Here is a 24,164-nt window from a genome sequence, read left to right as displayed (position 1 = left end):
TTCGCATTCCTGTATTTATCAGAAAATTAATTCAATTCACTGATTGCCACTTTCACCACAATTTTACGAATTGTGGATTCTTTGCTCTTAATACAGGCAGGACGGTGGACGTCCTGCGGGGAAAATATGGCATAACTGCCGGGTATCATTTCAATAAATGATTCATTTTCGCTGGCGTGATAAAAAATAATATCCCGCTGTTCCAGTAATGATTCGCTTATTTTGTTAGTACCGGTATCTATAGCGATACCAATTTTCTCTTCACCCCAAGCCAGAAACTGGATATCCAGATAACGTCGGTGTACTTCCGGGCGGTTCTCATGCCACGCTTTGGTGGTGAGATCGAGCACCTGGGCAAAGATGTTGCGTCCCTCAATTTCAACAACGCCCGGCTCCAGTGCCGTGAAGTCCGTGGTGCGCAGAAAATCGAGCGCCTTTTCAATCGCCTGTGGGAGACGGCACGGATTTGGCTGTGAAATATGTCCGAATATCATCGTCCACTCCTTACAGGGCCTGGATTTTCGCCCACACGCTGTCATCAACCGTGATGCCGTTACGGCGGTTCTCTTCCTGCAGGCGGGTGAATTCATGACCCGGCAGACGGATGGCGACGTTTTCGTCTGAGCGCTCAGCGTTGGTGATGAAATCCATAATGCGCTGAAGTTTGGCATCGCGGGTTGGGCCGTCGATCAGTTTATCGACCTCAATGGCGATAAAGATCTGCGATACACCGTACTCGTCGCTGTTGTCCTGAGTGACTTCCGCCACGGAAGAACCGTTGGAAAGCAGTGTCGCGATCATATCCAATACGATAGACAGGCCGGACCCTTTCCAGTAGCCCATTGGCAAAATGCGACGGTTTTTCTCAATGACGCCGGGTTCACGGGTGAGATTACCCTCGTCGTCAAACCCGCCATCAACCGGCAACTCGCGCCCGGCCAGGCGATTTACTTCCAGCATGCCGTAGGAGAACATCGACATCGACATGTCGACCATGGTGATTGGGTTGGAGGGAATCGCAACGATCAGCGGGTTGGTACCGATGCAGCACTCTTTTGATCCCCACGCGGGCATCACGGCAATGGAGTTGGTCCAGCAAATTCCAATATAACCCTTCTCCGCCGCCTGCCAGCCGTAGCTGCCGCCGCGCATCCAGTGGTTTGCGTTACGCAGAGCTACCAGGCCGATCCCATGATCGGATGCCAGCTCCGTGGCGCGATCCATCATTTTCTTCGCTGTCAGGTTGCCGATGGCGCGCTGAGCATCCCACTGCTCAATGGCACCTAATGACGTTACCCGTTTTGGCAGAGCGTCAGGAATGATGTCGCCAGCGTCAAGTTGCTGAATAAAACGCGGGAAACGGTTCACGCCGTGTGAATAGACGCCGGATTCTGTGGTGCGGGCAAACATCTCCGCACAGGCATCTGCGGCGTCAGCTTTTACACCGCGGTCGATCAGGACCCGATTAAACGCCGCTTTCAACTCTTCAAAGGTCACTTTCATCCCTGTTCTCCTGTTCATTTTAGGTGGCAGTGCGAGTGCTTTTTTATCGTTAAATTTCACTATGCGAAATCTGATTTCAAATATAACGATCAAAATTTGTCAGATCAACGACATTCATGTTTTTCAAAAATCATTAAAATCAAATGGTTGTGTTTTTTCTGTTGAGATCGTGAACTAAACCACACTTTGCGCTACCATCAGGAGCGCGATAAAAAGGAGCCATTTAATGAGCATGAAAGAGAGCGAAATGACGCAAGAAAAAGAGAGGCCAGCAGGTAGCCAGAGCTTGTTTCGCGGCCTGATGCTGATTGAGATCCTCAGCAACTATCCGAACGGGTGCCCGCTCGCGCATTTATCGGAACTGGCTGGTTTGAATAAGAGCACCGTGCACCGGTTACTCCAGGGATTACAGTCGTGCGGGTACGTTACCCCGGCGCCTGCGGCGGGCAGTTACCGTCTGACCACCAAATTTATCGCCGTCGGGCAAAAGGCGCTGTCGTCGCTCAATATCATCCACGTGGCGGCGCCACACCTTGAAACGCTGAATATTGCTACGGGTGAAACGGTGAACTTTTCCAGCCGGGAAGACGACCACGCGATCCTGATTTATAAACTCGAGCCGACAACCGGTATGCTGCGCACGCGTGCTTATATCGGTCAGCATATGCCGCTCTACTGCTCTGCGATGGGCAAGATCTACATGGCGTTTGGTCACCAGGACTATGTGGCGAGCTACTGGGAAAGCCATCAGGAACAGATCCAACCTTTGACCCGCAACACCATCACAGAATTGAGTGCCATGTATGATGAGCTGGCGGAAATTCGCGATCGCAGCATGGCGATGGACAAAGAAGAGAACGAGCTGGGTGTCTCCTGTATCGCCGTGCCGGTGTTTGATATTCATGGCCGCGTGCCGTATGCGATCTCCATATCGCTATCGACATCACGCATGAAGCAGGTGGGCGAGAAAAACTTGCTTAAACCACTGCGCGAAACGGCAGAGGCTATTTCAAAAGAACTGGGTTTTAACGTACGCGAGGCGTAACAGATGAACCTATTTATCATGGCGGATGCGGAAAAATGCATCGGGTGCCGCACATGCGAAGCGGCCTGTGCGGTCTCGCATCAGGATTCCGTATCCGCACATGCCTTTACGCCACGCATTCGTGTGGTTAAAGGGGGGTCATATACCACGGCAGTTGGCTGTCACCAGTGTGAAGACGCACCCTGCGCCAATGTCTGCCCAACCCATGCCATTCGCCGCACGGCGGGAGCGTGGCTCGTTGATCAGACGCGCTGCATTGGTTGCAAAAGCTGTGTGCTGGCGTGCCCGTTTGGGGCGATGCAGGTTCGGCTGGAGGGAAATAAGGCGCACGCGCTGAAGTGTGATTTGTGCGTGCACCGCGAAGGCGGACCGGCCTGTGTGGAGGCCTGTCCAACCCACGCGTTGCGCTGTGTTGATACCGCCAGATTACGTACGGAACGACAGCATCATCTGGCGTAAAACCTTAACCCTCTTCGCGCCAGGCTTTTTCGATTTCTTCGGCCAGAATTTTGACACCCGCTTCGATTTTTTCCGGATCGGGCACGTAGTTCATACGCATGCACTGGTGCGTATGCGGCCACGGTTTATCCAGGCCTGGGAAGAAGTAATCGCCCGGTACCATCAACACGCCGCGCTTCTTCAGGCGCTGATAGAGCAGTTCGGTGGTGATGGGCAGATCCTTAAACCACAGCCACAGGAAAATCGCCCCTTCAGGTTTGTGGATCAGGCAGCGTTCTTCCGGTAAATAGCGGCGAAGTGTCGCAATTGTCTCCTGAACACGCTGGTAATAGAACGGCTTAATCACCTCATTGGACAGACGCAGCAGGTCGTTGCGCTTAATCATTTCGCACATCATCGCCGGGCCGATACCGCCCGGCGAAAGGCTGATAATGCCGTTCATGTTGGTAATGGCGGTGATGATTTTTTCATTCGCGATGATAATGCCGCAGCGAGTACCCGGCAGGCCCAGCTTAGAGAGGCTCATGCACAGGACAATGTTCGGGTTCCACAGCGGACGTGCTTCGCTGAAGATAATGCCCGGGAACGGTACGCCATAGGCGTTATCGATCACCAGCGGAATGCCGTGCTGATTCGCCAGCGCATCCAGTTTCATCAGTTCGTCATCGGTGATCACGTTGCCCGTTGGGTTCGTCGGACGTGATACGCAGATCATGCCCGTCTCTTCACCAATATGCAGGTGTTCAAAATCGACGTGATATTTGAACTGGCCTTCCGGCAACAGCTCGATATTCGGGCGCGCGGAGACGAACAGATCCTCTTCCAGGCCGGAATCGGCGTAGCCGATATACTCTGGTGCCAGCGGGAACAACACCTTTTTGGTGGTGCCGTCGGCGCGACGCCCTGCGAACAGGTTAAACAAGTAGAAAAACGCGCTCTGACTGCCGTTTGTCAGTGCAATATTCTGCGGTTCGATATCCCAGCCCAGCTCGTCACGCAGCATTTCGGCGAGGAGTGCCAGCAGTTCGGTTTTACCCTGCGGGCCGTCGTAATTGCAAAGCGCATCGGTTGCTTTGCCGCTTTCCAGCATCTGAGCGAGCAGCGTCTGGAAATAGGTATTCATCTCCGGGATTTGAGCCGGGTTTCCGCCGCCGAGCATGATTGCGCCCGGTGTGCGCAGCCCGTCGTTGAGGTCCTCCATCAGGCGAGTAATGCCTGAATGGCGGGTGAATTTGTCGCCGAAAAGTGAAAACGTCATAGCAGGTGATCTATCGAGCTTATTTTGAAAGTGGGTAACCATAACGCTAGCACCGTGCTGGTGCAAATCGGGTGGCGTGGTCGGATTTGTTGTTTTATGTGGCAGGAATGGATTTGTGAAGTGAATAGTTCTGTTGATTTTTCCCTCACCGTAACCCTCTCCCAACGGGAGAGGGTACTGGAGTGAGCCGTTATTAATTACCTGCCCATACTACCATCACCTTATCGCCATTATGCTCGCGCACGAAGCCATATCCCTCTTTCAGCGACAGCGTGGTTTGTTTGCCTTCACCAATCGCCGGATGGCGTGCGCGGAACTGACCCAGCGTTTGCCAGTGGGCGACGGTTAAGGACTGTTTGCCCGTGACGTCCTGCCAGTTCATATCCGAACGGGTACCTTGTAACGGGTCTGAACCTGTTGGCCCAAATGGACGTTCAGATTCATCTCCGTAATAGATTTGTACACTACCCGGTGCTAACAAGAGCAGTTCAGCTGCGCGTTGACCCCCTTCACGGAACAGGCGCGTGTCATGCGAAGAGAGATAGCTCAGGACGTTGAAACTTTGCAGTTTTTCCGCCATCTGCTGCCAGGTGAGGTCGATATCCGCCAGACAGTTCACCGCTTTTGCCGCCTGCTCCTGATAATCAAAGTTAATCATCGCATCGAAACCGTGGCGGTAATAATCGCTCTGCATGACGCCGTGGCCCCAGGATTCCCCGGTCATCCAGAATGGTGCATTGTCGAGCTTTTTGTCCGGGTGAGCACCTTTCCAGGCCGCCAGCGCCTGGCTGGCCTGGTCTTTCAGCTGTTGCCAGGCCGCAAGCTCAACGTGTTTGGCCGTATCAACCCGGAAACCATCAATACCGTAGTCACGCACCCACTGGCTGAGCCAGTGGGTCAGGTAATCGCGCGGGGTATACCCGGGGATGGCTTTCGCATGGGTATCAGGCTTGTGTTGATAGAAGTTTGGCAACCCGGAAGGTGTGGTGGATTCCGTTTTCAGGTCGGGTAAAAATGCCAGCGACATGGTTAAATTATCAAAGCCGGGGTTGTCGTAATCACCGATATCAGTGCGGATCCACTTTTTCCCCCACCATTTATCCCATGCGGCTTTGTCGCTAAAGTTGATGTAGTCGTTAAAGCTGTGCCAGCTTTGGCCTGCGCCCGGCTTCCAGTCCGTCCAGCGTTCTCCCAACGTCTTTTTCAGCTCATCACCCTGCAGATACAAGGCGCCAAACTGATACTCCTGCATGTCCGCAAGCGTCGCGTAACCCGTGTGGTTCATGACGATATCGAACAGGATACGAATGCCACGTTTATGCGCGTCATCGACCAGATGACGTAAATCATCTTCGGTGCCCATGTTGGCGTCGAGCTTCGTCCAGTCCTGAGTGTAATAGCCATGATAGGCGTAGTGTGGGAAGTCACCTTTGGTGCCACCGCCGACCCAGCCGTGGATCTGCTCCAGCGGCGAGCTAATCCACAGCGCGTTCACCCCCAGCTGTTGTAAATAGTCGAGCTTGCTGGCGAGCCCCTTGAGATCTCCACCGTGGAAGGTACCAATCTCCTGCATGCCGTCTTTGTGACGGCCATAGCTGTTGTCGTTGCTCGGGTCACCATTCACAAAACGGTCGGTCAGCACAAAATAGACAGTGGCGTTCTGCCAGCTAAACGGCGCAGGCTTGTCGGTTTCGGCGCGCTCAAGCAGCAGCAGGCCGTTGCTGTTGGCGGCCGGCTGCAGAGTGATTTTTCCATTCTGCACTGTCACCGTCTGCTTACTGTAGTAGTCGCGTACGACGGAGCCTTCCGGGAAGGTATGGCTGACGTCCAGCGTCAGCGGTTTACCGTCCCATTTCGGGCACTGGTGGATAACGTTGGTAACCGGCTGTTCTGCGGCACTCTGGATGGTCAGCATCAGGGTGGGTGTGCCGGATCGGGTATCAATCCGCATCTGGTATTCACCGTCGCGGAAAAGACGCCACTGCGGCGGCGTGCCGTCACAGGGTTTGAGCGACAGCATCTCGTTGAGTTTTATCGCATCTGTTGGCTGCCAGCACGTCTTGTCAAAACTTAGTGTAAGAGGACGCGTACCCTTCGCGAGCTTTGTCTGGCTGGTGAAAATCCCGGTGCCTTCGGTGTTAAATGCATTAAACCCCGGTGATGACCAGCCTGCATGTGCCAGTGCGGGTAACATCAGAAAGGCTATTGCGGTGCGTTTCATTCCATTTTCCTGTCGCGGCATTTTTGACCAGTGTGCCACCAGGCTGAGGGTAAAAACTCATCCCTTATCGCTTTCTGCCAGGAGGACGCGAGAGGATGAGTGATCTCGCGCAAAATTAAGCAGTTATCTGCGATACCGCACACATTTTTTCGGGAATGGTGTTTTTGTGAGCAAGTTTTAGATGACATAGTTTCGGAATTGGACTATTTCTATACGTGCTCTTGAAGTCTATTTTTGATATGATTTGAGATTCCGCTCTCAAATTTGTGAAAAAAATAAGGTGTTAGGATGATTACATCCGACCAGGAGACCTAATGATATCGACTCCCATTCGACGATATGGGGCTGCGATACTCATGTTACTCACCACGGCATTTTCGGGTGAGGTGCTTGCGAAGACGCACACGGATACAACGAGTAAGAAAGCCCACGTTATAAAGACGACAAGTAGTAAGGTTAGCAGTAAACAAGAGTATTCTCGCAATAGTGCAAAGAGTAGTTCACTTCCTGATTTGCGAAAATACCCTTCCGGAACACCAAGGAAAAAAGCGTTTCTCCGGACGGTAATGCCTTACATCACGAGTCAAAATGCCGCGATTACTGCGGATCGTAACTGGCTGATTTCCAAACAGTACGATAGCCGCTGGTCGCCGTCAGAACGCGCGCGTCTGAAAGATATCACGAAGCGCTACAAGCTGAGCTGGAACGGTAACACGCGTCGTGTGCCGTGGAATTCTCTGCTGGAGCGTGTGGATATCATCCCGAATAGCATGGTTGCGACCATGGCGGCAGCCGAAAGCGGCTGGGGCACGTCAAAGCTGGCGCGTAGCAACAACAACCTTTTCGGCATGAAATGTGTGAAGGGTCGTTGTAACAATGCGCCTGGTAAGGTGAAAGGCTATTCGCAGTTTGAATCCGTGAAGGATTCCGTAAGTGCCTACGTGGTGAATCTGAACACGCATCCGGCCTATTCATCGTTCCGTAAATCACGCGCACAGCTGCGTAAAGCGGATCAGGAAGTGACGGCCACGACGATGATCCACAAGCTGAAAGGTTATTCGACGAAGGGACAGAGCTATAACAACTATCTGTTCGCCATGTACCAGGATAACCAGCGCTTAATCGCCGCCCATATGTAATCTCAAAAAAACGCCTTCCACTGGAAGGCGTTTTCTTTTCTATATCAGCACCTCACTGTAGCGATCCCGGTACTCTTTTGGCGTGGTGTCGTACTCTTTGCGAAACACCGAATAGAAATATTGCAGAGATGGGTAGCCGCACATCTGCGAGATTTCGTTAATCGACAGTGACGTGGAGATGAGCAAGCTGCGCGCTTTCTCCAGCTTTTCAGCATGGATGACGGCATGAATGGTTTCGCCCACTTCTTCTTTGAAGCGTTTCTCCAGATTCGAACGCGAAATACCCACCGAATCCAGCACCTGATCGACCTTAATTCCCTTGCAGGCATGGTTGCGAATAAAGTGCATGGCCTGAATGACGGCCGGGTCGCTTAAGGAGCGATAGTCGGTTGAGCGACGTTCAACGACGCGGACAGGAGGCACAAGCAACCGCTGAAGCGACAGGGATTCTTTATCCAGCAGGCGATGCAGTAGCTTCGCTGCCTGATAACCCATCTGACGAGTCCCTTGTGCAACGGAGGAGAGCGCCACGCGAGACAGATAGCGGGTGAGTTCTTCGTTATCAATGCCAATCACGCACAGTTTTTCCGGTACCGGGATGTGCAAATGTTCGCAGACCTGCAAAACGTGGCGTGCGCGGGCGTCCGTGACGGCAATAATCCCGGTTTGCGGTGGCAGCGTTTGCAGCCAGTCAGCCAGACGGTTTTGCGCGTGCTGCCAGTTTTCAGGGGCGGTTTCCAGCCCCTGATACACTACGCCGCGGTACTTCTCCTGCGCGACCAACTGGCAAAACGCGTGTTCACGCTCAACGGCCCAGCGCTTGCCGCTGGTGGCGGGTAAGCCATAAAATGCGAAGCGATGGACGCCTTTCTCTTTTAAATGGAGAAAGGCTGCCTCCACCAGGGCATGGTTATCGGTGGCAATATAGTGAACCGGCGGATAGTGTTCGGGGGAATGGTAAGAGCCGCCGACGCCCACAATCGGGACGTCGACGTCTGTCAGCAGTTGCTCAATGACGGGATCGTCATAGTCGGCGATAACGCCATCACCCAGCCAGTCTTTGATGTTCTCCAGACGGGTACGAAAATCTTCCTCAATAAAGATATCCCATTCGGATTGCGACGCCTGCAAATATTCACCAACCCCTTCAACAACCTGACGGTCATAGGCTTTATTGGCATTGAATAACAACGTAATGCGGTGACGCTTTTCGAACATGGCTCTCTTCCCAATTAAGTCATCATACTGTTATCAGGCCCGTCGTTTGGTGGCCGAGTCCATCCAGACGGCGAGTAAAAGAATGGCCCCCTTGACGATATACTGCCAAAACGTCGGGACGTCCATCATACTCATCCCGTTATCCAACGACGCCATGATAAATGCCCCCATGACCGCGCCCGCCACGCTACCGATACCACCCGCGAGGCTGGTACCACCAATTACGCAGGCGGCGATGGCATCCAGCTCGGCGATGTTACCGGCGGAGGGAGAACCCGCCCCCAGACGTGAGCTGAGGATTAACCCGGCGATAGCCACCATCAGACCGTTAATGGCGAACACCGCGAGTTTGGTACGCTCGACATTGATCCCGGAGAGGCGAGCGGCCTCCAGATTGCCGCCGATGGCGTAAATGCGGCGGCCAAACGCGGTGCGCGTGGCCATAAACATGCCACCCAGCAGTAACAGTGCCAGCAGCAATACAGGCGTCGGGACGCCACGGTAGTCGTTCAGAAGCCAGATTGCGCCTAGCACAATAACAGCCGTAAGGGCCTGACGCCCCACCACGGACGTTGATGCAGGAGAAGCCAGCCCCAGCGCCTGACGGCGCATGCGCCCACGCCACTGCCACGCGACAAACGCCAGCAAACCTACCACGCCAATCGTAAAGCCCACGCTATCGGAGAGGTAACTCTGACCAATCTGCGACATCGCCGCGCTGGTGGGGGAGACGGTGGTGCCGTTGGTAATGCCGATTAAGATCCCGCGGAAGGCCAGCATCCCTGCCAGAGTGACAATGAACGACGGGACTTTACGGTAGGCAACCCACCAGCCGTTCCAGGCACCGAGCACAAGTCCCAGCACCAGCGTCACCGCAACGGTCAACGGCAGCGGCCAGCCAAGCCAGACGTCAAAAATGGCCGCCACGCCACCGAGTAAACCCATCATCGAACCGACTGACAGGTCGATCTCCGCTGAGATAATCACGAACACCATGCCCACAGCCAGAATGCCGGTGATGGCCGTCTGACGCAGCAGGTTAGAGACGTTACGCGCACTTAAGTACGAGCCATCGGTCATCCAGGTAAAGAACAGCATGATGACGATAATCGCCGCGATCATCACGAAAACTTGCAGATTCAGCGCTTTTAGCCCCGCAAATGATCCGGGCGTCGGAACCGCGACTTTGATATCAGACGGATTGCTTTTCGACATGACGTTCGCTCCTTAAAGCGGCTTCCATCACCTGCTCCTGCGTCAGGTTCTGGTTAATCAGGTTGGCTTTCAGTTTTCCCTCGTGCATTACCAGCACGCGGTCACTCAGACCGAGCACTTCGGGTAATTCAGACGATATGACAATGACGGCAATCCCTTGCTGTACAAGCTGATTAATCAGTTTGTAGATTTCATATTTGGCGCCGATATCAATCCCGCGCGTTGGCTCATCAAGGATTAATATGCGTGGATTGAGAAGCAGGCAGCGCGCCAGAATGGCCTTCTGCTGGTTGCCCCCACTCAGTCGGCCAATGGCCAGTTCCGGAGAGGATGTTTTTACCTTCAGTCGGGCGAGCGACTGGAGAATACACTGCTGCTCAGCGGCATCATCTAGGCTGCTCAGGGTGCCGGAGAACTGATCAAGAGCTGCAAGGGTGATGTTTTTACCCACTGCCATGACCGGTACGATGCCGTCTTTTTTGCGGTCTTCCGGCACCATGGCAATGCCGCGGGCAATCGCCTGTTGGCAGTTGTCGATTTTCACCGGCTGACCGTCGATATATATCGTGCCCTCCCAGCGCCCCGGCCACACGCCAAACAGACACTGTACGGCTTCGGTGCGCCCGGCGCCGACTAACCCGGCAATACCGAGAATTTCGCCGCTGTGCAGAGAAAACGAGACGTTATTTACACGCTTGATGTGGCGGTTAACGGGATGCCAAGCGGTCAGGTTTTCCACGCGCAACACTTCATCGCCGGTTGCATGAGGTTCATTCGGGTAGAGCGCCGTCAGCTCGCGGCCTACCATCATAGTGATGATGTCATCTTCACTCATGCCTGCGGCTTCGCGCGTGCCGATGTGTTGCCCATCGCGGATCACGCAGATGGTGTCAGAAATGGCTTTGACCTCATTGAGTTTGTGCGAAATATAGATGCAGGCGATGCCGTGGTTTTGCAGATCGCGGATGATATTGAGCAGTACCGCGGTTTCCTGTTCGGTGAGCGACGCCGTTGGTTCATCAAGGATCAGCAGCCTGACCTGCTTATTAAGCGCTTTCGCAATTTCGACCAGCTGCTGCTGCCCCAGACCAAGATCGCCCACGCGGGTATCCGGTGAAATGCTGAGACTCACCTGCGCCAGCAGCTTTTCACAGCGCAGCGTCATGGTGTCGTAGTCCAGCACGCCGTGGCGGGAAATCTCAGCCCCAAGGAAAATGTTCTCCAGCACGGTGAGATGCTTCACCAGTGCCAGCTCCTGGTGGATGATGGCGATGCCTTTACGTTCGGTATCGCGAATGTGTGTCGCCTGGATGACTTCACCGGCAAAGACGATTTCGCCTTCGTAGCTGCCGTACGGGTAGATCCCGCACAGCACTTTCATCAATGTTGATTTGCCCGAACCGTTTTCACCACACAGCGAAACCACTTCGCCGGGGTTCAGCCGGAGACTGACGTTGTCGACGGCTTTCACCGTACCGAAGCGCTTAGTGATGCTTTTCATTTCAAGTAAATAAGACATAACTGCTCCACGTAACCCGAGGGAAGAACAGTACAACGTGATGCGCCCCTGCAGAGCAGGGGCTGCGTAAGGTTACAGTTCGCTCTTCTTGTGGAAACCGTCTTTAATGACAGTGGCGTCAATGTTCTCTTTATTGACTTCAATCGGTGTGAGCAGGCGAGCCGGAACATCCTTCAGCCCGTTATTCAGCGTCGCGTCTGCTTTAGGCTGCTTACCATTACCCAGCTCTACGGCGATTTCCGCAGCCGTATTGGCGAGCTGGGTAATGGGTTTGTAGACCGTCATGGTTTGGGTGCCTGCGATAATGCGTTTTACACCGGCCAGATCGGCATCCTGACCCGATATCGCGACTTTACCGGCCAGCCCCTGGGCGCTCAGTGCCTGGATAGCACCGCCTGCGGTGGCATCGTTGGAGGCCACAACCGCATCAATTTTGTTATTGTTGGCAGTGAGTGCGTTTTCCATAATTTTCAGCGCGTTTTCTGGTAGCCAGCCGTCGGCCCATTGATCGCCAACCACTTTAATTTTTCCGTCGTCGATGTAAGGTTTAAGGACTTTCATTTGCCCTTCGCGGAACAGTTTGGCGTTGTTATCCACCGGAGAACCGCCCATCAGGAAATAATTACCCTGAGGCACCTTGTCGATCAGGCTTTGCGCTTGTAATTCACCGACTTTTTCATTGTCGAACGAAATATAATAATCAATGTCCGCATTATTAATCATACGGTCATAGGCCAGGACTTTTATGCCTTCTTGTTTAGCTTCTTTCACCACGTTACTTAATACCTGGCCGTTATAGGGGATAATGACCAGGACATCGACGCCACGGTTGATCATATTCTCAATTTGCGACATTTGCGTTTCTTCATTGCCGTTAGCCGACTGAACAAACACGCTTGCGCCGAGTGATTCTGCTTTTTTAACAAAAATATCGCGATCTTTTTGCCAGCGCTCCAGACGCAGATCGTCAATCGCCATACCGATTTTCACCTCCTTCGCATGTCCGGCAAAGCTTGCCAGGAGGAGAGTTGTGCATAGAGTAAGGGTAAGGTTCTTTATCTTCATAATTATTAGGCCTTTTTGTAGGGGTATGTGTTGCTGAGATAAAAGAAACATTCACTACTGAGACGCAGCAAATTCTTAACGGGGAAAGGCGGGCTGGCAATTACAGATTTTTATCTTCTCATTATGATATTTGGTTTATTTCTGAATTTATGACCGCGATCGGATTTTAAAATACGTAACGTCTTAATTGCATTTGATTCTGGAATGTACACCGAAAAATAGTTTGCTTGCACATTATTTTGCGAGCCAGTGCACAGTTGTGCATTCTCTCAATAGCAGTGTGAAATAACGTAATTGAGCAACCCAAAATGTCTATTCACTATTACTCCTGTATCTATGACTCACCGCATACCCCTGATTATGGAGCTCAATATGCAAGCTTATTTCGACCAACTCGATCGTGTTCGTTACGAAGGCCCAAAAACGACCAATCCTTTAGCATTTCGTCACTACAACCCGGATGAGCTGGTGCTGGGTAAGCGCATGGAAGATCATCTGCGCTTTGCCGCCTGTTACTGGCATACCTTCTGCTGGAATGGTGCCGATATGTTCGGTGTGGGTTCCTTTGACCGCCCGTGGCAGCAACCTGGTGAGGCCATCGAGCTGGCGAAGCGTAAAGCCGATGTGGCGTTTGAGTTCTTCCACAAGCTGAACGTGCCGTACTACTGCTTCCATGATGTCGATGTGTCACCGGAAGGCGCGTCGCTGAAAGAGTACCTGAACAATTTTGCGCAGATGGTGGATGTGCTGGCGGCGAAACAGCAGCAAAGTGGCGTGAAGCTGCTGTGGGGCACGGCAAACTGCTTCACCAACCCACGTTACGGTGCGGGCGCGGCAACCAATCCGGATCCGGAAGTGTTTAGCTGGGCGGCTACGCAGGTTGTGACGGCAATGAACGCCACGCATCAGTTGGGTGGTGAGAACTATGTTCTGTGGGGCGGTCGTGAAGGCTATGAAACCCTGCTCAACACCGATCTGCGCCAGGAACGCGAGCAGATTGGCCGCTTTATGCAAATGGTTGTCGAGCATAAGCACAAAATCGGTTTCCGCGGGACGCTGCTGATTGAACCGAAACCGCAGGAACCGACGAAGCATCAGTATGACTACGATGTGGCGACCGTGTACGGCTTCCTGAAGCAGTTCGGCCTGGAAAAAGAGATTAAAGTTAACATTGAAGCCAACCATGCCACCCTGGCGGGTCACTCTTTCCATCACGAGATCGCGTCGGCGATTGCGCTGGGCATCTTCGGCTCTGTCGATGCTAACCGGGGCGATGCGCAGCTGGGATGGGATACAGACCAGTTCCCGAACAGCGTGGAAGAGAATGCGCTGGTGATGTATGAAATCATCAAAGCGGGTGGTTTCACCACGGGTGGCCTGAACTTTGACGCCAAAGTGCGTCGTCAGAGTACCGATAAATACGATCTGTTCTATGGCCACATTGGCGCGATGGACACGATGGCGCTGGCGCTGAAAGTGGCCGCGCGTATGATTGAAGACGGTGAACTGGATAAACGCGTGGCGAAGCGTTACAGCGGCTGGAACAGTGAGCTGGGCCAGCAAATTTTGAAAGGCCAGTTATCACTTGCGGAAATCGCGAAGTACGCTGAACAACATCAACTGGCACCGCAGCACCAGAGCGGGCACCAGGAGTTGCTGGAAAATCTGGTCAATCACTATCTGTTCGATAAATAACAGCATCCAGGCCCGGTCGGCGTAGCGCCACCGGGCATTTCTGTTAAAGGAGTCACCGGAATGTATATCGGGATCGATCTTGGCACATCGGGTGTGAAAGCCATCCTGTTAAGCGAGCAAGGCGATGTGGTAGCAACACAGACAGAAAAGCTGCAGGTTTCACGTCCGCACCCGCTGTGGTCGGAACAGGATCCGGAGCAGTGGTGGCAGGCGACGGATCGTGCAATACAGGCCTTAAGTGAACAACACAGTCTGCGTGACGTGAAAGCGCTGGGGATCGCCGGGCAAATGCACGGCGCTACGCTGCTGGATAGCCAGCAGCGCGTGCTTCGTCCTGCGATCCTCTGGAACGATGGCCGCTGTGCAGAAGAGTGTGCGCTTCTTGAGGCGCGCGTGCCCACATCCCGCGACATCACCGGCAACCTGATGATGCCCGGTTTTACTGCGCCCAAATTACTGTGGGTGCAGCGACACGAGCCGGAGATTTTCCGTCAGGTGGCGAAAGTCCTGCTACCGAAAGACTATCTGCGCTTTCGTATGACGGGCGATTTTGCGTCCGACATGTCTGATGCCGCCGGCACCATGTGGCTCGACGTGGCGAAACGTGACTGGAGCGAGGCGATGCTGGATGCCTGCCATTTGACCCGCGAGCATATGCCCGCACTGTTAGAAGGCAGCGAAATTACCGGTACATTGCTGCCGGCCGTTGCTGAACGCTGGAATATGCCTGCCGTACCGGTGGTGGCCGGTGGTGGTGACAACGCGGCGGGTGCCGTGGGCGTCGGCATGGTTGAGGCGGGGCAGGCGATGCTTTCTCTGGGAACGTCTGGCGTCTATTTTGCCGTCAGCGACGGGTATCGCAGCAATCCTGAAAGTGCGGTACACAGCTTCTGCCATGCCCTTCCGGGGAAATGGCATTTGATGTCGGTCATGCTCAGTGCGGCGTCTTGCCTGGACTGGGCGGCGAAGCTGACCGGCATGGCTGACGTTCCGGCGCTCATTTCTGCGGCGCAGCAGGCGGATGACGCTGCGGGTACCGTCTGGTTTTTACCGTATCTTTCCGGCGAGCGTACGCCGCACAACAACCCGGAAGCGAAAGGGGTGTTCTTCGGTTTAACCCATCAGCATGGCCCGGCAGAACTGGCGCGTGCGGTGCTGGAAGGTGTGGGCTATGCGCTGGCCGACGGAATGGACGTGGTGCATGACTGCGGTCTGAAACCGGCAAGCGTCACCCTGATCGGCGGCGGTGCGCGAAGCCCTTACTGGCGACAGATGCTGGCGGATATCAGTGGATTGCAGCTGGATTTTCGCACCGGTGGCGATGTCGGGCCAGCACTTGGTGCCGCGCGTCTGGCACAGATAGCCATTAACCCTGAAAAACCGCTTGCGCAGCTGTTGCCGCAGCTTACGCTTGAACAGGCGCATTTACCTGACGCGTCACGCCATGCGCGGTACGCGGAAAGACGCGACGTGTTCCGCAAAATCTATCAGCAGCTGCTGCCGCTGATGTCGTAAATACGCTTGTCCTGGATAGGCACGAGGATGTCCTTTTTTGGTCTGTGCGTGCCTTCCTTTCCTTGCCAGTATGGTGTCACACCCACTGGCGAGGAAATCTCATGTCACGCATTGCATTAATCAATATTGATACGCAGCAGTCGTTCCATCATCGCTATTACTGGCAGGAGGACGACACTCCTGCCTTTCAGCAGGCGATGTTGGGGCTGATTGAAGGCTGCCAGGCGCGCGGTATTCCGGTCGTGGATATTTTCCATGTCGATGAAGACGGTCCTTTTACCCTGCAAAGCGGCTTTGTCAAACCAATGGCCTTTTTGCGTCATCAGCCGGATGTGGTTTTCCAGAAACACGTCCATAATGCCTTTACGGATACCGGGCTTGACCGCTGGTTGCGCGAGCGTGATATCAACCAGCTTATTATCTGCGGCATTCGCACTGAACAATGCTGTGAAACCACGGCACGCGTGGCATCCGATCTGGGTTATGCTGTGACCTTTGTTAGCGAGGCAACGCTTACATTTCCAATGACCTACAAGGGCATTACCCTTAGTGCAGCGGAAATTCGCCACCGTACCGAGACGGTGCTGTCCGGGCGTTTTGCCGAGATTAAAACGGTAGCGGAGACGCTGGAGTCATTGTAATGCGCATCGACGTCTGGTTCGTGATGTTGCCCGGGGTGCTGTCATTAGATATGACGGGCCCGGCGGAGACCTTTGTGCTGGCTGGCGACGCGTTTCGTCTGCATTACATTGGCCCGCAACCGGACGTTCCGACGTCGATAGGTCTGACGATGAGCGGCATCCAGCCCTTGCCGGAAAACCTGCCTCCAGGCAGTCTACTGGTCCTGCCGGGGGTGAGCGACTCCCGCTGTCAATTCTCAACGCCACAGGCGCAGCAGATCCAGCACTGGCTGATGCGCCTGCAGCCGCAGATCCAACGCCAGGATATTACCGTGATGTGCGTCTGTTCAGGGGCGTTGCTGGCAGCAAAATCAGGCCTGCTGAATCACCGTCAGTGTACAACCCATCATGATGTTATTAACCGTTTACGCACTGCGGCTCCCACGGTGACGATTAAAGAAAACCGGATATTTGTGCAGGATGAGAATATCTGGACCAGCGCAGGGATCACCTCTGGCATCGATCTGGCACTGCATATGATTAACCGCCTGTGCGGCCCGGAAAAGGCGCTGGCCGTGGCACGTGAGATGGTGGTCTTGTTCCGCCGCTCCGGCGATGACCCCCAGTTATCCCCGTGGTTGCGCTACCGTAATCATCTTCATCCGGCCATCCATCGGGCGCAGGATGCGCTCACCGCCGAGCCGCAAAAAACATGGAATTTGCCTGAGATCGCCGCCGTGGCGCATGTCAGCCCACGTCATCTAACCCGGCTTTTTCAGTCGCATTTAGGGATTAGCGTTCGCGATTATCTGGAGCAGTTGCGTCTGGCGGTGGCGGAGCAGTGGTTGTTGCAGGGGCGCGGTGTGGAGCAGTCTTCACTGGCGGCAGGGTTTTCCTCCCCGCGCCAGTATCATCGCGCCCGGCAGCGAAGCGTTAACTGACGAAGCGGCGCGTGTCTATTTTTTGCAGCAGCATCGACAGCAGCAGGCTGACAACCAGCGTGGCGACAAAAATCCAGATAATATCCAGCACCGGCCAGCTTTTCAGCTCAATGCCCCTCGTTCGTAGCGCGTGGATGATCAGCGCGTGAAATCCATAAATCCCCAGAGAATGCCGCGAGATAACGCTCAGCATGGGCAAGGGACGCGTATTCAGGGTATTTTTGGCAAGCGTGAGGAGCGATACGGCACAGATAAAGACCATTGGTCCGCAATACAGATACCAGGTATCGGCAAAATTGCCACGCCACTGCAACTCGTGCAGCGTCCCGCGTGAAATCACCGCCACGCCAGCGATAAACAACGCCCCACACAGCCAGTTCATACCGCGTTTTTGGGTATCCATCATCCCGATGGCGCGCCCCAGCATGCCGTACAGCACGTAGTAAAAAGTATCGCCGCTGATATAGAGGTTGACCGGCAACCACTCAAATCCGTCGATTTTCTGTGAGACTGTATTCGGGTTGGCGATAATGCCAATCACCACCATCAGAGCCAGGAGCATTTTGCCGCTGACGTTTTTCACCTGAATGAGCGGAGAGACCAGATAGATAACGATAATGGCGAAGAAGAACCACAGATGGTAGAACACCGGTTTCTGCAGCACGTATCTCAGCGATAACCCGGCATTAATGGAAGTGAACAGGGTGATATAGAGCAAGGCAACGGCGCTGTAAAATCCCAGGCAGGCGGCGATGCGGATGAAGTGCTTTGGTTGCGCACTACGCTCTCCAAAAAAGAGAAAGCCGGAAATCATAAAGAATAGCGGCACGCTGACGCGCGAAGCCGCGTTGAGAATATTGGCGATATCCCAGTTAACAGGAGTGATGCTGTGCGGATTCGTGACATACCAGGTCGTCGTGTGGATCATCACCACCATCAGACACGCTATTCCTCGCAGGTTATCAATCCAGTTAATTTTTGACTGCATCAGTTCCTCGTATTCCCTGTAAATTGAGTATGACTGTCATTTTCCAGAAGTCTTCTTCTGGAAAAATCTGAGTTTTATTCAGAAGGCTTGTAGGGGGTGACCTGCCCCCAGGATTAGATACAACCTTCAGTTAGTAATGTCGGTTGGTTTTTCTTCATATTTCCTGTTTCGCCAGTCCGTTGCGAATTCAGCTGGTGTCTGGTAATCCAGCGATGAATGGGGACGGCACTCGTTATAATCCTGCCGCCAGTCATTAATCGTTTTCCGGGCATGAAGAATATCGCTGAACCAGTGTTCATTCAGACACTCATCGCGAAAGCGTCCGTTAAAACTCTCAATAAATCCGTTCTGCGTTGGCTTACCTGGCTGGATAAGCCGTAGTTCCACACCATGCTCAAAGGCCCATTGATCGAGCGCGCGGCAGGCAAATTCCGGGCCCTGATCGGTTCTTATTGTCGCCGGATAGCCCCTAAACAGCGCGATGCTGTCCAGAATACGCGTGACCTGAACGCCTGAAATACCGAAAGCAGCGGTGATTGTCAGACACTCCTTCGTGAAATCATCCACACAGGTCAGGCACTTGATCCTCCGACCGTTGGCCAGTGCGTCCATAACGAAATCCATCGACCATGTCAGGTTCGGCGCATCCGGGCGCAGAAGCGGAAACCGTTCGGTTGCCAGCCCTTTACGGCGTCGTCTGCGTTTTACGCTCAGTCCATTAAGGTGGTAAATACGGTATACCCGCTTGTGATTGACGTGAAGGCCCTCCCGACGCAGCAGCTGCCAGATGCGGCGGTAGCCAAAACGCCTGCGCTCCAGTGCCAGCTCAGTGATGCGCCCTGATAAATGCGCATCAGCTGCCGGACGCTGAGCCTCGTAGCGGCAGGTCGACAGGGACAAACCTGTAAGCCTGCAGGCACGACGTTGCGACAGACCGGTCGCATCACACATAAACTCAACGGCTTCCCGCTTCTGGTCTGTCGTCAGTACTTTCGCCCCAGAGCCACCTGAAGTGCCTCCTTATCCAGCATGGCTTCGGCAAGTAGCTTCTTGAGGCGGGCGTTCTCCTCTTCAAGAGATTTAAGCCGCTTCACCTCAGGAACTTCCATGCCACCAAACTTCTTGCGCCAGGTGTAGAAAGTGGCATCGGAAATGGCGTGCTTACGGCAGAGCTCACGGGCAGAAACTCCGGCTTCCGCTTCGCGAAGAATACTGATGATCTGTTCGTCGGAAAAACGCTTCTTCATGGGGATGTCCTCATGTGGCTTATGAAGACATTACTAACATCGGGGTGTATTAATCAACGGGGAGCAGGTCAGGGGGCCGCGAGATTCGCAGAATGCCGGACCGTAATCTATAAAAGCTTTGATACTAAAAATAACAGCCACTGACCAGGGCGGTGATAAAAATGATGATGAAGCGTGTGGCGTCACTCTTTCTGCTGTTCATGCTGGCAGGGTGCAGTGCCCCACAAGAAGCCCCCGTGCAAAAAGCGCAGCAGGGGAAAATAAGCCCGGAACGTTCGCTGAATATGGAACAGCTCTGTAAGGGGCAGGCGGCCCGACGCTATAACTCGGACGTGCAGAAAATTGATGTCACCGGGTTTGAGCGCTTTCAGGGAAGTTATGAGCTGAGGGGTTATACATCCCGTAAAGAGGGCTTTATCTGCTCGTTTGATGCGGATGGCCAGTTTTTACACCTCTCCATGCGTTAGCCTGCTCGTATAATCTACAGCCAGACGCCATCAGCGCTCTGGCTTGACGGCTTATTTCCCAATTTTCCCTAAACAAACCCGTTTCATACTGTATATCTTGCAGCCAGCGGGTATACTGGTCCCTTCCATTTAAAACCACACGTATCCAGCACGAAATACTATGCAAAAGTTTGATACCAAGACCTTCCAGGGCCTGATCCTGACCTTACAGGATTACTGGGCTCGTCAGGGCTGTACCATTGTTCAACCTTTGGACATGGAAGTCGGCGCAGGCACTTCACACCCGATGACCAGCTTACGCGCGTTGGGGCCGGAGCCAATGGCGACCGCGTATGTGCAGCCTTCCCGTCGTCCGACCGATGGTCGCTACGGTGAGAACCCGAACCGTCTGCAGCATTACTATCAGTTCCAGGTGGTGATTAAGCCATCACCAGACAATATTCAGGAACTGTACCTCGGGTCACTGAAAGAGCTGGGTATGGATCCAACCATTCACGACATTCGTTTCGTGGAAGACAACTGGGAAAACCCAACGCTGGGTGCCTGGGGTCTGGGTTGGGAAGTGTGGCTGAACGGTATGGAAGTGACCCAGTTCACCTACTTCCAGCAGGTTGGTGGTCTGGAATGTAAACCGATTACCGGTGAAATCACTTACGGTCTGGAACGTCTGGCCATGTATATTCAGGGCGTAGACAGCGTTTACGACCTGGTCTGGAGCGACGGCCCGCTGGGTAAAACCACCTACGGCGACGTGTTCCATCAGAACGAAGTGGAGCAATCCACCTATAACTTCGAATACGCAGACGTGGACTTCCTGTTCACCTGCTTCGAGCAGTACGAGAAAGAAGCGCAGCAGTTGCTGGCGCTGGAGACTCCGCTGCCGCTGCCTGCTTACGAGCGTATTCTGAAGGCCGCCCACAGCTTCAACCTGCTGGACGCCCGCAAAGCCATCTCCGTGACTGAACGTCAGCGCTACATTCTGCGTATTCGTACCCTGACCAAAGCCGTTGCAGAAGCTTACTATGCGTCCCGTGAAGCCCTTGGCTTCCCGATGTGCAATCGAAACAAATAAGAGGCGGCCATGTCTGAGAAAACTTTCCTGGTGGAAATCGGCACTGAAGAGCTGCCACCAAAAGCCCTGCGCAGCCTGGCTGAATCTTTTGCTGCGAACGTGACTGCCGAGCTGGATAACGCTGGCCTGGCACACGGTAAAATTGAGTGGTTTGCTGCACCGCGTCGTCTGGCGCTGAAAGTGGCAAATCTGGCGGCGTCTCAGCCGGATCGCGAAGTCGAAAAACGTGGCCCGGCCATTGCCCAGGCGTTTGACGCCGAAGGCAAGCCGAGTAAAGCGGCTGAAGGTTGGGCGCGTGGTTGCGGTATTACCGTTGACCAGGCTGAGCGTCTGACCACCGACAAAGGTGAGTGGTTGCTGTACCGTGCGCATGTGAAAGGTGAAAGCGCAGAAGCGCTGCTGCCTGACATGATTGCCACTTCCCTGGCCAAGCTGCCTATTCCAAAACTGATGCGCTGGGGTGCGTCTGACGTGCACTTCGTGCGTCCGGTTCACACCGTGACCCTGCTGTTGGGCGATACCGTTGTTCCTGCCACCATTCTGGGCGTGGCGTCCGATCGCGTGATCCGTGGCCACCGCTTTATGGGCGAGCCTGAGTTCACCATCGACAACGCCGATCAGTACCCAGAGATCCTGCTGGAACGCGGTAAAGTCATTGCTGACTACGAACAGCGTAAAGCCAAAATCAAAGCGGACGCGGAAGACGCGGCGCGCAAGATTGGCGGTAAAGCCGATCTGAGCGACAGCCTGCTGGAAGAAGTGACTTCACTGGTGGAATGGCCGGTTGTACTGACCGCGAAATTCGAAGAGAAATTCCTGGCCGTTCCGGCTGAAGCACTGGTGTACACCATGAAGGGTGACCAGAAGTACTTCCCGGTTTATGCCAACGACGGCAAACTGCTGCCAAACTTCATCTTCGTTGCCAATATCGAATCCAAAGATCCGATCCAGATTATCTCGGGTAACGAGAAAGTGGTTCGTCCACGTCTTGCGGATGCGGAGTTCTTCTTCAACACCGACCGTAAAAAACGTCTGGAAGATCATCTCCCGCGTCTGCAGACCGTGCTGTTCCAACAACAGCTGGGTACGCTGCGTGACAAAACTGACCGTATCGCGGAGCTGTCTGGCTGGATCGCGCGTGAAATTGGTGCGGACGTAAACCACGCCACTCGTGCTGGCCTGCTGTCCAAGTGTGACCTGATGACCAACATGGTGTTCGAGTTTACCGACACCCAGGGTGTGATGGGCATGCACTACGCGCGTCACGATGGCGAAGCGGAAGATGTGGCAGTTGCCCTGAACGAGCAGTATCAGCCGCGCTTTGCGGGTGACGAACTGCCGTCTAACCCGGTGGCTTGCGCCGTCGCGATTGCCGATAAGATGGACACCCTGGCGGGTATCTTTGGCATTGGTCAGCATCCGAAAGGCGATAAAGACCCGTTCGCGCTGCGTCGTGCTGCACTGGGCGTGCTGCGTATCATCGTTGAGAAGAACCTGAACCTGGATCTGCAGACCCTGACTGAAGAAGCGGTGCGTCTGTATGGTGACAAGCTGACCAACGCGAAAGTCGTGGATGACGTGATCGACTTTATGCTCGGTCGTTTCCGCGCGTGGTATCAGGACGAAGGTTACACCGTCGATACCATTCAGGCGGTACTGGCGCGTCGTCCAACTCGTCCGGCCGATTTCGATGCACGTATGAAGGCGGTGTCCCACTTCCGTACGCTGGAAGCGGCATCAGCCCTGGCGGCGGCCAACAAGCGTGTATCCAACATTCTGGCTAAGTCTGATGAAACGTTGAACGAGCGCGTGAACGCCGCGACCCTGAAAGAGCCGGAAGAGATCGCTCTGGCAATGCAGGTTGTGGTGCTGCGTGACAAGCTCGAGCCGTTCTTCGCCGAAGGTCGCTATCAGGAAGCGCTGGTAGAACTGGCGGAACTGCGTGACGTTATCGACGCCTTCTTCGAGAAAGTGATGGTGAACGTAGAAGATAAAGAACTGCGTATTAACCGTCTCTCTATGCTCGAAAAACTGCGTGAGCTGTTCCTGCGCGTGGCGGATATTTCGCTGCTGCAGTAATGTGCCCGTTGCTACAAATGCTAAAAACCCGCTTCGGCGGGTTTTTTTATGGGGCTTTTGTAGGCCGGATAAGCGTAGCGTCATCCGGCAGGTTTAGCCGATCGCGATTGTGCCTTCGTCTGTCTGCAGCCAGCGCGGTGCCTTCAGCGTATCGGCAAAGTAGCTGACCAGCTCGCACAGCAAATCTTCCATAACGATTTCAGATTGTCGCGGCAGTGTGCCGTTCATCAGCAACTGCGTAATCTCCTGACAGTAGCGCCCCAGCTGATCGCTCTCGGGTTCGAAAGCTGGAACGCGTGACGGGAGTTCCTTCACGGTCAGGCTGGCTTTTAAAGCGTCCGGAACAGGATCCAGAAGCGTGGGTTGCAGAAGATTCAGGCAGGCATAGAGTCTGCCGTAAAGCGCCATTTTTGGGGTGGGTTCTTCGCAATCTACCAGTGCGTCGGTAAAACGTTCGCAGTTATCCGCCAGTTCGGTGAATTCGGTGGCGTGGTTGAAGGGCAGAGTGATTAAAGAATGAACTTGGGTTGGGGTAGTAGCCATATTGGCAGCCTCCGATAAGTGATAAAGCTTCCACCATCGGAAATGCTAATTTCGCTGGTGGTGGACTGAACAGAGTTAGCATTACCGGCCTTATCGGATACCGGCGCATCTTTCGATGCCCCTGCTCAGCCCACCATTGAGATGTAGCAAAGCATGCTGCACAAAATGTGCCGCCGATAAGATAAGCCAGGATGCTAAACCCGGCACCTGATTTTGCAGGTGCGAAGAGAACTTACTGCTCATCAAAACAGGCGGCAACAGATTTGAGCTATACCACTGAGGATATTACCATTTCTGGAAAGAGACTCGCAAAATTACCGCAATGAAAAGCATACTGCGGGCAGAGGTCTTACAG

General features: G+C 53.9%; 21 protein-coding genes and 1 pseudogene. 10 read left to right on the top strand and 12 right to left on the bottom strand.

The window, feature by feature from the left end:
• Positions 1-26: 26 nt before the first annotated feature.
• Both AC0XWG_RS06130 and yiaK read right to left on the bottom strand, forming a co-directional pair.
• Positions 27-494, bottom strand: coding sequence for a YhcH/YjgK/YiaL family protein (locus AC0XWG_RS06130; protein WP_475680457.1), 468 nt, complete (start codon positions 492-494; stop codon positions 27-29).
• Between the two features lie 10 nt (positions 495-504).
• Entirely contained in the window at positions 505-1,503 is a 999-nt protein-coding gene (gene yiaK, locus AC0XWG_RS06125; protein WP_108089348.1) for a 3-dehydro-L-gulonate 2-dehydrogenase, read from the bottom strand.
• Positions 1,504-1,729: 226 nt separating this feature from the next.
• Here yiaK and yiaJ point away from each other — a divergent pair, with 226 nt between their 5' ends.
• Positions 1,730-2,548, top strand: a complete 819-nt coding sequence (yiaJ, locus tag AC0XWG_RS06120) for an IclR family transcriptional regulator YiaJ (RefSeq protein WP_134708564.1) — start codon at positions 1,730-1,732, stop codon at positions 2,546-2,548.
• 3 nt (positions 2,549-2,551) lie between these two features.
• Complete coding sequence (locus tag AC0XWG_RS06115; protein ID WP_475680456.1) at positions 2,552-3,007, top strand: 4Fe-4S dicluster domain-containing protein; 456 nt, start codon at positions 2,552-2,554, stop codon at positions 3,005-3,007.
• 4 nt (positions 3,008-3,011) lie between these two features.
• Here AC0XWG_RS06115 and avtA read toward each other — a convergent pair whose 3' ends face one another.
• Together avtA and AC0XWG_RS06105 are read right to left on the bottom strand one after the other, a co-directional pair.
• Entirely contained in the window at positions 3,012-4,265 is a 1,254-nt protein-coding gene (gene avtA / locus AC0XWG_RS06110) for a valine--pyruvate transaminase (RefSeq protein ID WP_475680455.1), read from the bottom strand.
• A gap of 193 nt (positions 4,266-4,458) precedes the next feature.
• The gene (locus AC0XWG_RS06105) at positions 4,459-6,486 is read right to left on the bottom strand and encodes an alpha-amylase (RefSeq protein ID WP_475680454.1); all 2,028 of its coding nucleotides are present in this window, start codon (positions 6,484-6,486) and stop codon (positions 4,459-4,461) included.
• Between the two features lie 314 nt (positions 6,487-6,800).
• On the opposite strand from AC0XWG_RS06105, the gene AC0XWG_RS06100 reads away from it, so the two are divergent.
• Entirely contained in the window at positions 6,801-7,625 is an 825-nt protein-coding gene (locus tag AC0XWG_RS06100) for a protein bax (RefSeq protein ID WP_032666887.1), read from the top strand.
• Positions 7,626-7,664: 39 nt separating this feature from the next.
• On the opposite strand, the gene xylR is transcribed toward AC0XWG_RS06100, so the two are convergent.
• The 4 genes from xylR to xylF form a co-directional block, all read right to left on the bottom strand.
• Entirely contained in the window at positions 7,665-8,843 is a 1,179-nt protein-coding gene (xylR, locus tag AC0XWG_RS06095) for a D-xylose utilization transcriptional activator XylR (RefSeq protein ID WP_028018248.1), read from the bottom strand.
• Positions 8,844-8,876: 33 nt separating this feature from the next.
• Entirely contained in the window at positions 8,877-10,058 is a 1,182-nt protein-coding gene (gene xylH, locus AC0XWG_RS06090) for a xylose ABC transporter permease XylH (protein ID WP_108089352.1), read from the bottom strand.
• Positions 10,036-11,577 carry a xylose ABC transporter ATP-binding protein gene (locus tag AC0XWG_RS06085; protein WP_028018250.1) on the bottom strand — a complete coding sequence of 514 codons (1,542 nt, stop codon included), beginning with the start codon at positions 11,575-11,577 and terminating at the stop codon, positions 10,036-10,038. The genes xylH and AC0XWG_RS06085 overlap by 23 nt, the downstream gene beginning before the upstream one ends.
• A 72-nt stretch (positions 11,578-11,649) precedes the next feature.
• Entirely contained in the window at positions 11,650-12,642 is a 993-nt protein-coding gene (gene xylF, locus AC0XWG_RS06080; protein WP_028018251.1) for a D-xylose ABC transporter substrate-binding protein, read from the bottom strand.
• A 372-nt stretch (positions 12,643-13,014) separates the two neighbouring features.
• Between xylF and xylA the strand changes: the two genes are divergently transcribed.
• From xylA to AC0XWG_RS06060, 4 genes are all read left to right on the top strand, one after another.
• The gene (xylA, locus tag AC0XWG_RS06075; protein ID WP_014830210.1) at positions 13,015-14,337 is read left to right on the top strand and encodes a xylose isomerase; all 1,323 of its coding nucleotides are present in this window, start codon (positions 13,015-13,017) and stop codon (positions 14,335-14,337) included.
• 60 nt (positions 14,338-14,397) lie between these two features.
• Positions 14,398-15,852, top strand: coding sequence for a xylulokinase (gene xylB / locus AC0XWG_RS06070; protein ID WP_475680453.1), 1,455 nt, complete (start codon positions 14,398-14,400; stop codon positions 15,850-15,852).
• 101 nt (positions 15,853-15,953) lie between these two features.
• Entirely contained in the window at positions 15,954-16,493 is a 540-nt protein-coding gene (locus AC0XWG_RS06065; RefSeq protein ID WP_128348606.1) for an isochorismatase family protein, read from the top strand.
• A complete protein-coding gene (locus tag AC0XWG_RS06060) occupies positions 16,493-17,413 on the top strand; it encodes a GlxA family transcriptional regulator (protein WP_475680452.1) in 921 nt (306 codons plus the stop codon). Before AC0XWG_RS06065 ends, AC0XWG_RS06060 begins: the two co-directional genes overlap by 1 nt.
• Here the strand turns inward: AC0XWG_RS06060 and AC0XWG_RS06055 are convergent.
• Both AC0XWG_RS06055 and AC0XWG_RS06050 read right to left on the bottom strand, forming a co-directional pair.
• Positions 17,406-18,401 (bottom strand): acyltransferase, encoded by a 996-nt coding sequence (locus tag AC0XWG_RS06055; protein WP_108089358.1) that lies wholly within the window; start codon positions 18,399-18,401, stop codon positions 17,406-17,408. The genes AC0XWG_RS06060 and AC0XWG_RS06055 overlap by 8 nt on opposite strands.
• A gap of 126 nt (positions 18,402-18,527) precedes the next feature.
• Positions 18,528-19,648 (bottom strand): IS3 family transposase gene (locus AC0XWG_RS06050; protein ID WP_134708787.1). Its coding sequence is split into 2 segments (ribosomal slippage): positions 18,528-19,390 and positions 19,390-19,648, totalling 1,122 coding nucleotides; the frame shifts between segments, so codons are not numbered across the junction.
• 161 nt (positions 19,649-19,809) lie between these two features.
• Between AC0XWG_RS06050 and AC0XWG_RS06045 the strand changes: the two genes are divergently transcribed.
• From AC0XWG_RS06045 to glyS, 3 genes are all read left to right on the top strand, one after another.
• Positions 19,810-20,115, top strand: a complete 306-nt coding sequence (locus AC0XWG_RS06045; RefSeq protein WP_028018256.1) for a YsaB family lipoprotein — start codon at positions 19,810-19,812, stop codon at positions 20,113-20,115.
• Positions 20,116-20,275: 160 nt separating this feature from the next.
• Positions 20,276-21,187 (top strand): glycine--tRNA ligase subunit alpha, encoded by a 912-nt coding sequence (gene glyQ, locus AC0XWG_RS06040; protein WP_003860141.1) that lies wholly within the window; start codon positions 20,276-20,278, stop codon positions 21,185-21,187.
• A 9-nt stretch (positions 21,188-21,196) separates the two neighbouring features.
• Entirely contained in the window at positions 21,197-23,266 is a 2,070-nt protein-coding gene (glyS, locus tag AC0XWG_RS06035; RefSeq protein WP_028018257.1) for a glycine--tRNA ligase subunit beta, read from the top strand.
• Between the two features lie 93 nt (positions 23,267-23,359).
• Here the strand turns inward: glyS and AC0XWG_RS06030 are convergent, their stop codons facing one another.
• Entirely contained in the window at positions 23,360-23,809 is a 450-nt protein-coding gene (locus AC0XWG_RS06030) for a hypothetical protein (RefSeq protein ID WP_128348608.1), read from the bottom strand.
• A pseudogene (locus AC0XWG_RS06025) lies at positions 23,776-23,922 on the bottom strand (ash family protein); the annotation flags it as partial. The pseudogene AC0XWG_RS06025 and the gene AC0XWG_RS06030, both read right to left, overlap by 34 nt.
• Positions 23,923-24,164 lie beyond the last annotated feature (242 nt).

This window comes from Enterobacter sp. DVT3837, assembly GCF_056238685.1.
This window is presented reverse-complemented; position numbering and strand designations above follow the sequence as displayed.